Consider the following 13284-nt stretch of genomic DNA (forward strand, 5'->3'; position numbering starts at 1 on the left):
CCACGTATGGACAGAACGCGCAGGGAGTTCCTGTACGGCAGCGTCGTCGCTGGGGTCGCGGTCACGGGCTGTCTCGGCCGCGAGACGGCACCAGGGCCGGTCGCGGCCGCGGGCGACACCCAGTGTGCCCAGTGTGGGATGGTCGCCGCGGACCAGCCCGGCCCGGCCGGCCAGACGGTGTACGGCGGCGACGACGAGCCGACGGAGTTCTGTTCGGCCGTCTGTACCTACCGCCACCGCTTCCGCCAGGCGGAGACCGACCCGCGAGTGACGTACCTCACTGACTACAGCACCGTCGACTACGAGGTGTCCGGGTCGCCACCGGTGGTGTCGGCCCACCTCGACCCCGCGGCGTTCGCGGACGCGAACGACCTCTCGCTCGTCGTCGACGCCGAGGTGGAAGGCGCGATGGGACCGGCGCTCGTCCCCTTCTCCGCGACCGACGACGCCGAGGCGTTCGTGAACAGTCACGGCGGCGAGGTGATCGACACCGGCGACGTGACACGGACGCTCGTGTCGAACCTCTAACGCAGACGTTCCTGTCGACTCCGGCTCGCCGGAGCGACCGTCACCGTCGTGCGACGGCGACGGTCGCGGTCACGAGCCCGAGTGCGGTCCAGGCAAGTAGGCCCACGACGGCAGCGCCGGCGGCGACCCCGCCGGGTGAGCGCTCGACGGCGACCGCGACCACCGTCTCGAACACGAGTCCGCGGTAGGCGCTCGTCGGCGACGCCGCGAGCGCGGTTGCGAGTGACCCCTCGCCGACGGCTTCGCCCGCGACGGCCGCCAAGAGGCCGAGCTCGCCGCCGGCGACGACCACAGTGAGGCCGAGGAGCCCGGCGACGACCGCCCGGCGGCGCGAGCCCGCGAGCGCGGAGACGGCGACCGCGACCGCCAGCGACGCCGCGGCCAACAGCCAGGTGACGGCCAGGAATCGGCCGTACAGCGCCGGCGAGTCGACGCCGCCGTGGCTGGCGAACACGGTCGAGGCGGGGCCGCCGGTGACCGCGACGGCCACGCCCACGAGCCCCAACGGGACGGTCACGACGACCAAGAGCGCGAGCAGTCGGCCGAGGTAGACGCCGGCGACGTACGCCGGCCCGGGGACGGGGTACGTCTCCAACACCGCGAGCGTCCCTCGGCGTCTGTCGTCGACGACCGCACGGTAGCCGACCGCGAACGCGACGGCCGGCACCAACACCTCCGTCGGTCGGAGGAGGTCGACGACCGCCGGGACGTAGCCCGTCTCGACGCCGCTGCCGACGACCGTGACACCCGTCACGACCGCCAGGACCCCGAGCGTGAGCAGCCCGTACGTCCGACTCCGCGCGCTCGCCACGAGCTCCCGCCCGAGGACGACCCGCGTCGCCGCCAGTCCCGCTCGGAGACGCGCCGTCGCTCCCGACCGTGGCTCGTCGGTCACTCCTCCACCTCCGCCGGGGTGTCGGCTTCGGGGCAGGGGGACCGATCCGGCTGCGCCGCCACCTCGCGGTCCGCGTCCGCGTGCGCCTGGAGCACACCGTCGCCACCGACGGCGTCGGCGAACGTCTCCACGAGCGGACCACCCCACTCGTCTCGAAGCTGGTCGGGCGGGGCGGTGGTGACGAGCTCGCCGCGGTCTAAGACGGCGACCCGGTCGGCCCGGCGTTGGACCCGCGCGAGGTCGTGAGAGGAGACGACGACGGCGTGGCCGTCGGCCGCCAACGCCGCCGCAGTCTCGAACACCCGTGTCGCCATCGTCGGGTCGAGCCCGCTGGCGGGCTCGTCGAAGACGACAGCCGGCGGCGCGCCCGAAAGCGCCTGCGCGACCCCCAACAGTCGTGTCGTCCCGCCCGACAGCGCCTCGACTCGCCGGTCGGCGACGGCCGACAGCCCGACGCGATCCAGGAGCCGGTCCGGGTCGTCGCCGACGAGCCCGGCGTAGAACGCCAGCGTCTCTCGTGCGGTGAACCCCGGGCGGAACGCCGGCCGCTGCGGGAGGTAGCCCACCCGCCGGGTCGCCGCCGGACCGTCGTAGCCGACCGATCCGGCGCTCGGGTCGAGGAGGCCCGCGAGCAGCCGCAACAACGTCGTCTTGCCGGAGCCGTTCGGGCCGACGAGCGCCGTCAGCTCTCCCGCCGGCACGGCGAGGTCGACGTCGGAGATCGCCCGCACGTCGCCGAACGTCCGAGTGACGCCGTCGGCGTGGAGTCGTGGATCTGTCATGGTGTCTCGCGGTGTGTCGTGGTGGTGTTCGTCGTGTCCGTCGCGTTCGTCGCTCCCGTCGTGTCCGTCGCGTTCGTCGCTCGCGCGCTCGCGGTGCGATTCGCCGGCAGCCAGTCCGGGCCGCCGACGGCGGTGCCGTCGCGTGCGGCCGCCAACAGTTCGGGGTTGGCCGGCTCGGCCAACGGCGACCGGTCGACGGCACCGGCGCTCCGGAGCCCCGGGGCACTCCCGCGGAGCCCGCGGACGGCGTCGACGACCGGGCTCGCGCGCAGCGTCGTCGCCGCGTCCGTCCGGGCGAGCAGTCGGTCCAGAGCGGCGGTGGGCGCGTACGGCCGCGAGAGCGTCCCGTCGGGCAGCTCTCGCCCGGTCGCGCCCGCCCAGTAGTTCCCCCGGCCGTCGCGTCCGAACACCCGGAGCAGGCTCGCGCTCACCTCCGCGTGGCGCTCGTTGCCGAGGAAGTCGTTGGCGGCGACCGTGCTGGAGGGGACGACGCTGCTCGCGCTCAGCCCCGCCTCGTTGTCGACGAGGACGTTGTGCTCGTACACCGACTGTGTCGCGGCCGTCGACAGCCCGTCGTCCGTGCCGACGACGACGTTCCGAGCGACGTACGACTGCGAGCCGGCGGTGAGGACACCCGCCCGCGACCGGCGCACGTCGTTGCCGACGATCGCGTTGCCGGACGGCGAGGTCATCACGACGACCCCAGCGAGATCCTGGCTGCGGGCGACGTTGTCGGCGACGAGCGCGTCGGAGGTGTACATCAGGTGGACGCCGAACCGGCCGCGGACGAATCGGTTGTCCCGTAGGACGCTCCCGTCCGCGCGGTGGAGGTAGATCCCGTCGCGGCCGTCACGGAACACGCTCTGCTGGACGACCACCGTCGACCGCAGCGCCGCGACACCCATGAACCCCTCCTGCCAGCCGTCGTCACCCTGGACGCGGACGGCGTCGACGACCGCGTCGCTCTCGCGGGCCAACACCCCGCCGGCACCCGTCTCGATCGTGACGTTCCGGACGTACAGCCCCGGCGCATCGTCCGCCCAGACGCCGGCGTCGCCCGACCCGTAGGCGGTGACGACCCGCGCGTCCCACGACCCGTTCGCGCTGCCGACCGCCTGGCGCGACGGCACCGTCGCCTCGCCGACGCCGACGAGTCGCAGCCCCGCGACGGTGACGTTCGACGCCGTCACCCGAATCACGGAGCCGTTGCCGCCGCCGTCGACCGTCACCGCAGCCGACGGCGCGTCCCCGACGACCGACCCCGCTGTCGGCGTCGCCGGTCCGTCGCCGCCGGCTCCCCGCGCCCGAATCGTCAGCGGCTTCGTCACGTTCACCCCGCCGCGGTAGCGCCCAGGCGGCAGGAGGACCGTCGTGTTCGGCGGCGCGGCGTCGACGGCCGCCGACAGCGTCGGCGCGTCACGGCCGACCACGACCGACACCGGGCGGTCGAGGCTGTCGCGGACGGCCGCGACCCGCCGGTCGGCACGCCCGCGTCGCTCCGGGACGGCCGCCTCGACGCCGGCCGCGCGGGCGACGGTGTACTCTCGTTCCCGAAGTGTCGTCCAGTCGATTGCGTCCCCGCCGCAGTCGTCCGCGAACGCCCGAGCGCTCGCCCGGTCGTCGAACGGCACGACGAGGGACCCGCCGGTCGGCAGCGTCGCGTCGCTGTCGACGACGTACGTCGCGTCGCCGGCCGGCAGCCACTCTGGCTCCGTCTCCGTCTGGAGCCCGCCGTCACGGCACGTCACCCCCGTGTCGGCGTAGTCCGAGACGTAGATCGCCAGGGGGTAGCCGAACCGACGCTCCCGCCCGGGGGCGTCCAGCCCCGCCAGCGCCTGCGAGACGCCGGTGTACTCCAAGACGTACTCGTACTGTGAGTAGAACACCTGCGCACGCGGGAGTCGCGTCCCCCGTTCTTCGGCCGCCCGTGTCGCGGCCGCGGTGTACCCCCGCTCGACTACGGTGTCGTCCGTGACCGGCGACGGCGTCGCCGCCCCGACGGGCGCGACGAGCGACGCCGCAGCGATCACCCCCGCGAGCGCGACGAGCCCGAACGCGACGACGACGAGCCGGCTGTCTGTCGGGTCCACGGCGGCCGTTGGCGGTCGAGCGTCAAGTGGCGTGTGGTTCTCGTGTACGCCCCCTCGTCGGCCATCGGTCAGACCGACGCCGGCTGGCCGTCGTCGCGCTCCCGACGCGCCCGTTCGAGTTCGCGGATGCGCCGACGGACAGTTCGCCAGCGGTCCAGCGCGGTCAGCGTCTCGTCGACGTCGGCGTAACCTCCGTGTTCGACCGCATCGACGGCCGCGGGGTCGTCGGCGTCGAACCGCTCGGCGAACGCCCGTTCCCGCTCCGCCAGACGCTCGGCCCGCTCGCGGAGTTCCGCCGGCGACTCCCGCCGGAGTTCCTGAACCCGACGCCAGGCGAAGTAGTCGTCGTTCCGGCGGAACGTCGCCGGCGTGTCGTCGACCCGCTCCAACACGCCGACCTCGACGAACCACCGGAGGTACTCCCTGGCCGTCTCCGTCGCCACGTCTGCCTCGTCGGCGACCGCGCTCACCCGCGTTGGCTCGTACAGCTCCAGCGCGACTGCGTACACCCTGTCGCGTGTCGACTCACTGGCGACCGTCTCGGACCACTCCGCGGCCAGACTCGGCGGCGACTCGGGCTCGTCGTCCGTCATCACTCGAACAGAGAGGGGGCTGCATCATATAGTTGGTGCCTGCCTATTTTACTGAGGAGAGTAGTCGGTGCCGTCGGGAAGTCGATAGGTGTGGGGTTTCGCCCGCCCACGGCGAGGGCCACCGTCAGCCGTCGGCGTCGCTTCCGGGCGTACCCCCAACGTCACCGGCGTGGACGTACCCCAGCCCGACGACCGGGACGGCAGCCAGCAGGCCGATCCCGCCGACGAACACCGCGAACACGGCCGGGAAGACGGAGTCGGCGAGGGCGGCCGACAGCGCGGCGTGACCGACCAAGGCGACGACAACGGCCGCCACCGCCAGCGCGACCCGACGGCCGAGACCGTGTCGGTGCCACGCGACCCCGACGAGCAGCGTCGCCGCGACCGGGAGCGTGGAGACGGCCGCCAGCCCGCCGACCAACAGCGTGACCACGGCCGCTCCGACGCCGGCCGGTAGCGCGTCGAACGGCGCACCGGCGGACGCCACCGGCGACTGGAGGGCTGCGGTGGCGACCTGGAGCGCGAACACCCCGCCGAGGAGCCCGAGCCCGCGCCGTTCCGTCAGCGGGTCGCGTCGCCTCCGGACCGCCGCGAGGGCGTACGTCCCGACGGCGACCCCGACGTACGTCACGCCGAGCCGTTGGAGCGCCGGCAGGAGCGCGGCGCGGAGGTAGAACCCCGCGTAGCTGCCGACCGTCGCCAGCGGGTTCACCTCGCTGACGGCGTAGTACGTCCCGTCGCGGACGACCACGCTCGGCACGTTCGGTGGCACGAGCAGCCGCCCCAGGCCGTCGCCGTCCGGCGGCGAGATCGTCGCCTCTCCCTGGTCGACGATCCGTCGGACGGCCGGCCGGACCTCCTCGTACCGCTCCGCCAGCGACGACACCACCGTCTCGCCGGCGACGGACCGCAGTCGCAGCGTGAACGGCTCGAACCCCGAGGCGTTCTGGATCGGGGTAGCGGTCGGGGACCGGGTCGTCTGCGTCTCGGTCGTCGCCGTGGTCGTCTGCGTCTCGGTCGTCGCCGTGGTCGTCGCCGCCGTTGGCACCGATGCGTTCTCGCCCGGACGCGTCACGACACGGTAGTACCGACCGTCGTAGACGGCGTACTCGTGGTCGTCGAGCCTCGCCAACGGCGACTCCCGGTCACGCACGGTCACCGGCCCAGCGTCGACGGCCCGGTCCAGCACGTCGCGGTCGGCGGGCGTGTCCGCGTCGGCGGTGAGGTTCGCCACCTCGTCGACGCGGTGGGCGACGACGGTCGCGTCCGTCTCCGGCTCGACCGCGACCGCCTCGTACGTCCGGTCGAGATCCGGCGCTGGCACGGCGAACGGCGCGAGAACGAGCGGCAACCCCAGGAGGAGGACGACGACGAGCGTCACGGTTGGGCGTGGCAGGGACACGACCACCGAGTGAGGTGTCGGATTGATAAAACGACGGCTCGGGTGTCTCGCGGTGATACGTGTACCGCGGGCGTCGTGTTTCGCTCACTGAGACACGCGGACGTGGATTTAGCCTCCGAGAGTGTCGACCCACTCGTGTCGAGCCTGTTTCAGAACCCGGCTGTCCGGTACGGGGTCCCTATCACGAACGCGCTCGTCGTCGCCGCCGTCGCGGTCGTCTTCCTCGACGGGCTCGCTCGCAACGTCGCGTTCGCAATCGCCGTGGTCGAGGCCGTCGTCGTGCCACAGGTGTTGGCTCGCGCTGCGCAGTGAGTCCGACGGTCCACCGCTCGCGGTTCCACGACGACTCACCGCTCGCGGTTCCACGACGACCACGTCGGACTCCGGGCGGGGCCGCCGGTGACGCGACCGCGGACGTGTCGCCGGGTTTGATAGGAGGCGGACCGTGGGAGACAGTGTGGACCAACGTGTTCGTGACCACGCAGAGGTGATCGTCGACCACTCCACGGACGTCCAGCCGAACGACGACGTGGTGATCCGAGGGAATCGAGGGACGGAGCCACTGGTGACGGCGCTCCACGAGAAGCTGGGCGAGCGGAACGCCAACCCGGTCGTGGTGAGTCGTCCCCAACGCGCCCAGCGGGCGTTCTCGCTGGCCGCCGACCCGGAGGCGTTGGAGACGCCGGACCACACGGCGGCGCTGATGGAGGCGGCCGACGTGGTGATCGTAATCCGCGGCTCGGCGAACCAACACGAGTCGTCGGACGTGCCGCCCGAACGACAGGTCGCGTTGCGGAAGCTCCGGAAGCCGATTCAGGAGGCAGTGCTCGACACGCGGTGGGTCGGCACCCAGTTCCCCCACCCCGGCACCGCCCAGAAGGCGGAGATGTCGACCCCGGCCTACGAGGAGTTCGTCTACGACGCCGTGACGATGGACTGGGAAGAACAGAGCGCGTTCCAGGCGCAGATGGTCGACCTGCTGGACCCGGCCGAGGAGGTGCGGATCGTCTCCGGCGACGAGACGGACGTCCGGATGTCCGTCGACGGCACCGTCACAGCCAACGACGACGCCCGAAAGAACCTCCCCGGCGGCGAGGTGTTCACCGCGCCCGTCCCGGACTCCGTCGAGGGGACGGTCTTGTTCGACGAGCCGGTGATCACCCGCGGACGGGAGGTGACGGGCGCGAAGCTGACGTTCACAGACGGGGAGGTGACGGCGTTCGAGGCCGAACACAACGAGGACGCGCTCGCGGCGACGCTGGCGGCCGACGACGGCGCCAGTCGTCTGGGCGAGCTCGGGATCGGGATGAACCGCGAGATCGACCAGTTCACCTACAATATGCTGTTCGACGAGAAGATGGGCGACACCGTCCACCTAGCGCTCGGCCGCGCCTACGAGGCCAACGTCCCCGAAGACAGCCCGGTCGAACGCAACGAGTCGTCGATCCACCTCGACATGATCGTCGACATGAGCGAGGACTCCCGGATCGAAGTGGACGGCGAGGTCGTCCAGCGCGACGGTACCTTCCGGTTCGAGGACGGGTTCGAGCAGCCGGAGCCGTGAGTCGCCGGTGACGGTCGCCGGCGGCTACCGTCGACCACTCCGGTGACCGGCGACACCTACGGTCGGCGACCGAAATCGACGGACTGCAACGTCGCGGTCGGCGGCGTCGTCTTCGGTGCCGGGTGGGGTGTCTCGGGGATCTGTCCCGGCGCGGCACACGCGGGCTCGGGTTTCGGGAACGTCACGATTCTGTGGGCACTCGCCGAGATGTTCTTCGGTGCGTACCTCCAAGCTGTCTGGCGATCACGCGGGAGCGAACGCGATGGCACACCCACGACGACCAGCGACTGACGACCGCTCGTCGATGGACGGTCGCAGTACACGGTCGTCCGGGCCGTCTCGATTCGGGGCCCGTGTGAGACAGACCACGGGGACCGAGAGGGGGCCAGCCTACGATTGTTGCAGGCTGACGAACGGTAACGATGCCTTCGAGTCGCCGTCGTACGCGAGCGCACCCGCCTGACCTTCCCCCTCGGGCGTGATCAGGTCGATGACACGCGGTGCGTTCTCCTGCGCACCCGATTTCGCCCCGCCGAACGTGAACCCAGTCGGGTCGCCGGCCTCGACACCCCGGTACTCCCCGAAGTTCTCGGAGCCGACCACCGGGAGGACTCTTGCCCCGGCCTCGCTCAGATCGAGGTCTCCCAGACTCCCCTTGTCGACGACGAGTGTGACCGTGTTGGCCTCGAGATCGGCGTTCAGCTCGGGAGTACCGAGAGAACTACCTTCGGCGTCGACGACCTCGGCCGAGTCCGGCCGGCCGAACCCGTTGGCAGCGATTCGGTAGTGCCACTCGTCGTCGAACTCCACGTTCACCTCCAGCCCGTCTTCGCCCTCGATCTCCGTCGTCTTTCCGTCCGAGCGCGACGGGTCGTGGAGCCACACGGTGAAGAACTGTGGCGCGAAGTCGGGGGCGCCGAACACCCTCCGTAGCTGTCCGACCCCGAACGTGAACTCGTAGCTCTCACCGAGATCCTCGATCACGAACCGGCGCAGGTCGAACGCGTCCTCGTAGAACGCGTCGGCTTCCGGGTACTCGTACTGACCGGGACCGTCGTCGTCCCCTCTCGGATCGAGGAGGTCGGCAATACGGTCGGGGAGGTCAGACGAGTCGGCAGGCCGAATCCGCGCTGCGGTGCCACCACTGGCACCCATCGAGATGGCCAGAGAGTCGTCTGCGGAGAGTCGGTAGCTGCTGATGTCGACCGCTGTCGGATTGTCGTCCACGCCTGTTCCGTTGGCGTCGGCGTACTCCGTCACCGACCATCCGTCTTCCCGAGTCGTCAGGAACTCCTCCAACGGCACTGTCAGATTACGAGCACTCCCGTCTGTCATCGCACCGAGATACCACTCGTCGCCGCTGCGTCTGGCGACGACGACGTACTCCCCGATGGCGGCGTCCACGACGGTCGTCTCGTCCCAACTCGTCGGGACGTTCTCGATGAACTCGAACTCCGGGACCGTCTCGTAGTTCTCCCTCTCGATGTGTTCGTCCCCGAAGTCGGTGTACGCCGCGGGGAACGGAGCCGGTTCCCCCGTCTCGGTGACACCGACGGTGTCGAGATTCAACCCGCCGACGTCCTCCGCCCCGAGTTCGAGTGCGACCGTGTTGGTGCCAGCCTCGAGGTCGATCGACGCGGTGTGGATCTGCCAGTCGTCCCAGTAGTCCGTGAACGACGGCGCGAGCTGTTGCCTGGAGCCGTCGACGACGACCGAGAGTTCCGGATTCCCGTTGTCGGTGACGACACTCCGATTCTCCTCTTCGTCACTCGCGTATCGAAGGTGGAGGTCGTACGTCCCGGTGCTCGGAACGTTCTCCACCGTGAACGTCACTGTCGCTCCGTCTGGTTCGCGGTTGGGGTCGAACGGGACGTAGTGTGCGCCGTAGGCGTTACGCCACTGATCGGCGGTGATCATCCCGTCGAGATCGCCAGACTGCGCTTGGACGAACTCGCCGAGCTCGAACGTGTTGTCGACGTACGCTTCGATCCGGTCGGCGGCCATCTGGAGCCCGGCGAGGTAGGTCGGGTACATCGCCAACTGTTTGGCCCGTGTCGTCTGGATCTGCCCCGCCTCGTCGGGCTCGTTGAACGTGATGTCGAAGATCCCCGGCTGGAAGCTCGTCGGCCCGGCGAGCATCCGGGTGAACGGGAGGGTGACGTGGTGGTCTCGTCCGACGCTCGACCCCAACTCACCGAAGCCGTCGTACTCCTGTGCCTTCACGACCTCTCGAGCGGCGACGTTCGGGTACGTCCGAATCTCACCGGTCGGTCTGATCCCCTCGTGGATCTCCAACATCTGTTGGTTCGCGGCGGCGGCCTGCATGACCTCTCGGTGGTGGTTCACTGCACGCTGCGAGTGGTGTGTGTGGGTCAGTTCGTCCCGATCGTCCGAGTTCCCGTACAACCCGGGGTCGTTGACGTAGCCGTTCTTGATCGACCGGATTCCGGCGGTCTCGTACTCCGCGAAGAGGTCCCGGTTCTCGATCTCGTCCTCGTAGTTGCCGAGGTTCCCGGACGTCTCGTTGTGCATCGTCATCTCGACTGGGTTCGAGCGATTCGCTCCGAACTCGGTGACGGCGTTCACGTCGAAGTCCGGATACGAGTCGTCGACCCCCATCTCGAGAGCCGTCCCGTCGGCGTTGGCGCCGTAGTCGCTCCACCCCTGGTTCCACCCCTCTGCGAGAACACTGTCGAACCCGTGTTCACTGGCGAAAGCCACGTACCGTTTCATCCGCTCGGTGCGGGCACCGTGGGTGTACCGTGCCGGGTCTCGCCCCGCGCGCTCGAGAGCGTCGTCGGACTGGTACTCCCAGTTGGCGCTGCCGGCGATCATCGTCCACCAGATCCCGATGTACTTCCGACCGTTCTCCAGCCACGACGTGTCGACACTGTCGGCGTCCGTCGGGAACGCCGACTCGTCGAGTGGGTCGGCGAGCAGGGGAACGAGCTGTGACTCCACGAGGTCCCCTGGTGTGTCCCCGAACTGCACGGTCCGCCAGGGTGTTACGTGCGGGCTCGCTGCCTTCACCGAGGACCCGTCCGGTAGTGGTGCGAGTTCGGCTGCGAGCTTCCGAGTCCCGTCGTTCGACTGCGGAGCCAACGACAGCGTGGCGTAGTCGTCGAGGTTCGACTCGTGGACACTGAGGTACGTGTCGTCGTCTGTCTCCACGGTCAGTGGTGTGTGTACCCCCCGCCGAACGGAGTTGCCGTTCGGGCGAGTCGTCCCACCGCCGGCCGGAATCTCGGTGAGCGGTGACTCCGTGTACTCCTGTTCGAACCGTGGGTTCACCCACTCGTTCTCGATCCACCAACTCGTGTAGTCACCCGCGAAGTTGAACTCCGTGTTCTCGGAGTTGAGGGTGAACGTCCCGAACCCGTCCCGGAGCACCGTCCGGAAGCCGAACCCGTCGTCGAACACCCGGAGTTCGAGCACCGCCGACCTCCCGGGCTCTGTCGACTCTTCGACGCTCAGACTGAGATAGCCGTACGTCTCCGAGACGGATTCGAAGCTGCCCCACTCCGGCGTCCACGTCTCGGTCGCTGTCCCGCGCTCGCTGCCGGTGGCGACGACCGTCGGACCGGTCCCACTGACTGCCGTTCCGAACGCCGGCTGCCCGTCGAAGTCGAACCCGATCGGGGACCGTTCGAGGTACGTCGTCCCCTCGTAGTCGACACTGTACTCCGGCACGCCCGACGAGACGTCGACCGTCACGTCGACAGAACCGTCTGGTGACGAGACGGTCTGTGTCTCGATCTCCTCTCGGTCGACCGCGTTCGACGACTCCGGTTCGTCAGTGTCCGCGTGGATCGTGACCGAGAGTGTCTGGTCGGTCTCGACTGCGTCGGTGTCGACGTATACACCGATCGACTCCCGCTCACCAACATCCAGCGCGAGAGCCGACTCCTCGTCGTCGCGTAGTCTCTCGTCGTCGTCACTCTCCGGGTAGAAGTACACGTCCCCCCGATCGAACGGTGAGTCGTCGAAGTCGAACGACCCCCAGACGTAGATCGTCTGTGTCCCTCGGTTCCGAATCTCGAACACGTTGTCGAACGTGTAGACGGAGCGCGCTCCGAGCCCTCGCCCACCCGCGTCCGTCTCGCCGAATCCAAGTTCGAGCTGGCCGGCGCCCGTCGCGGTGGCGAACTCCCCGTTCGGCCCACCGGATGGGGTCAGCCCGACGAACGCACTGGCATCGTCGGCGACACTGACACTGACGTCCCGGCTCGCCGCGACGTTGCTGAACGCACTCGTCCCGACGACACCAGCGCCGGCGGCGCCACCGAACAACAGCAGCAACTGTCTCCGATTCATCTGACGAACGACCCCGAGAACGACGGCGCTTCCGCACCGGTCGAATTCACTACCGACCAGTCGGTTCCTGTTTGCTCGTAGTCGAACATTGCGCCCCGCACAGTAGATCCACGCTGGTATTGTATTGTGCCGGGTTACGCCGGTCAGTGGTAGCCTGAACCACCGGTCTGTCGGGCAACGGAGGCCTGAAACCACTGCCGAGCGGGTCCCTGTCGGCGTCCGGTGGTTCGAGCCGTGCCGAACGAACGCCGCCGCCGAGCCCACCGCGGCGACTCGGCTACTCTGAGGGTCGACCTGCCACCGATTGGTGGCGCGTAACCGACTCTGGACGGAGCGATCGCCTCGACGGAGAGTCGCGTCGCGTCGGATCCGACTACCCGTCACCGACGACGCCGACGCTGGCAGTGACGCGACGTACTACATCTGGAAGACGAACCTCGACCTACCGGGCGACGACGAGGCGGCACCGAACCGGATCACGCGACTGTACCCGAAGCGGTGACGGGTCGAGAGCGGATACCGGGCGCTGAGACGCTTCCTCGTGTCGACAACGTCGGAGAGCCGTCGGCTGCGGTTCTGGTACTTCGCGTCCGCGTCGGTGCTGTACTCGGTGCGGCGATCGTCGGCGTGATCCTCCGGGAGCGGCACAGCCCGCTGACGACGCCAGTGGTGCCCGCCACGACGGCCGTGTCGTTCCTCCACCGGGAGCCTGGCGTTTGGCCCGTCGTCGGCAGGCCGCGGTAGCGAGGCGACGAGCGACAACTCGCAGAGATTCTGTCTTCTCACGTCTCGGTGAGCGGTGTGACAGTGCCGTCGTGACGTTCGGTTCGTCACGCGCCGTCTGACTGTCGTACCCAACCGGCAACACCGACGCAGACTACGTTCGAGTTCCCCGGAGCCGGAGCGGCCGTTTGCAGATTTGGTATATCGTTATGTGGTTTACAGCGACCCGTGCGCCGAGACCGCCGACCGAACAGACTGCGTGCGTCTGACGGGTTTCAAGAAACATAAGATATCTGATTAATCGTTCGAGCCGGTCGATCTCGGCGGGTTTCGCGCGAGGTGGGGGGTCGGCGGGGCGGTTCGTCACCTCGTGCCGTCGCGCCGGGGCCAGTC

General features: G+C 69.5%; 10 protein-coding genes and 1 pseudogene. 4 read left to right on the forward strand and 7 right to left on the reverse strand.

The genetic code is table 11. From position 1 onward, the window contains the following. Nucleotides 1-6: 6 nt before the first annotated feature. Nucleotides 7-528 (forward strand): nitrous oxide reductase accessory protein NosL, encoded by a 522-nt coding sequence (locus RYH79_RS17300; protein WP_370901655.1) that lies wholly within the window; start codon nucleotides 7-9, stop codon nucleotides 526-528. 40 nt (nucleotides 529-568) lie between these two features. Here the strand turns inward: RYH79_RS17300 and RYH79_RS17305 are convergent, their stop codons facing one another. The 5 genes from RYH79_RS17305 to RYH79_RS17325 form a co-directional block, all read right to left on the reverse strand. Then, nucleotides 569-1423 carry an ABC transporter permease subunit gene (locus RYH79_RS17305; protein ID WP_370901656.1) on the reverse strand — a complete coding sequence of 285 codons (855 nt, stop codon included), beginning with the start codon at nucleotides 1421-1423 and terminating at the stop codon, nucleotides 569-571. Further along, nucleotides 1420-2205 carry an ABC transporter ATP-binding protein gene (locus RYH79_RS17310; protein ID WP_370901657.1) on the reverse strand — a complete coding sequence of 262 codons (786 nt, stop codon included), beginning with the start codon at nucleotides 2203-2205 and terminating at the stop codon, nucleotides 1420-1422. Before RYH79_RS17310 ends, RYH79_RS17305 begins: the two co-directional genes overlap by 4 nt. Further along, nucleotides 2202-4295: a NosD domain-containing protein gene (locus RYH79_RS17315; protein WP_370901658.1), complete on the reverse strand. Its 2094-nt coding sequence runs from the start codon at nucleotides 4293-4295 to the stop codon at nucleotides 2202-2204. Before RYH79_RS17315 ends, RYH79_RS17310 begins: the two co-directional genes overlap by 4 nt. A gap of 68 nt (nucleotides 4296-4363) precedes the next feature. Then, a complete protein-coding gene (locus RYH79_RS17320; RefSeq protein ID WP_370901659.1) occupies nucleotides 4364-4888 on the reverse strand; it encodes a DUF7342 family protein in 525 nt (174 codons plus the stop codon). Nucleotides 4889-5012: 124 nt separating this feature from the next. After that, nucleotides 5013-6290 (reverse strand): DUF8127 domain-containing protein, encoded by a 1278-nt coding sequence (locus tag RYH79_RS17325; RefSeq protein ID WP_370901660.1) that lies wholly within the window; start codon nucleotides 6288-6290, stop codon nucleotides 5013-5015. Nucleotides 6291-6425: 135 nt separating this feature from the next. Here RYH79_RS17325 and RYH79_RS17330 point away from each other — a divergent pair, with 135 nt between their 5' ends. The 3 genes and pseudogenes from RYH79_RS17330 to RYH79_RS17340 all read left to right on the forward strand — a co-directional run. Further along, a complete protein-coding gene (locus RYH79_RS17330) occupies nucleotides 6426-6602 on the forward strand; it encodes a hypothetical protein (RefSeq protein ID WP_370901661.1) in 177 nt (58 codons plus the stop codon). A 145-nt stretch (nucleotides 6603-6747) separates the two neighbouring features. Next, nucleotides 6748-7854: an aminopeptidase gene (locus RYH79_RS17335; RefSeq protein WP_370901662.1), complete on the forward strand. Its 1107-nt coding sequence runs from the start codon at nucleotides 6748-6750 to the stop codon at nucleotides 7852-7854. Between the two features lie 21 nt (nucleotides 7855-7875). Then, nucleotides 7876-8145, forward strand: a pseudogene (locus RYH79_RS17340) (DUF6691 family protein); the annotation flags it as partial. Nucleotides 8146-8244: 99 nt separating this feature from the next. On the opposite strand, the gene RYH79_RS17345 reads toward RYH79_RS17340, so the two are convergent. Together RYH79_RS17345 and RYH79_RS17350 are read right to left on the reverse strand one after the other, a co-directional pair. Further along, entirely contained in the window at nucleotides 8245-12168 is a 3924-nt protein-coding gene (locus tag RYH79_RS17345) for a glycoside hydrolase family 97 N-terminal domain-containing protein (RefSeq protein WP_370901663.1), read from the reverse strand. Nucleotides 12169-12585: 417 nt separating this feature from the next. Then, the gene (locus RYH79_RS17350; RefSeq protein ID WP_370901664.1) at nucleotides 12586-12816 is read right to left on the reverse strand and encodes a hypothetical protein; all 231 of its coding nucleotides are present in this window, start codon (nucleotides 12814-12816) and stop codon (nucleotides 12586-12588) included. Between the last annotated feature and the right edge of the window lie 468 nt (nucleotides 12817-13284).

It is taken from the genome of Halobaculum sp. MBLA0143 (assembly GCF_041361465.1).
In the GTDB taxonomy this organism is placed as follows: Archaea; Halobacteriota; Halobacteria; order Halobacteriales; family Haloferacaceae; genus JAHENP01.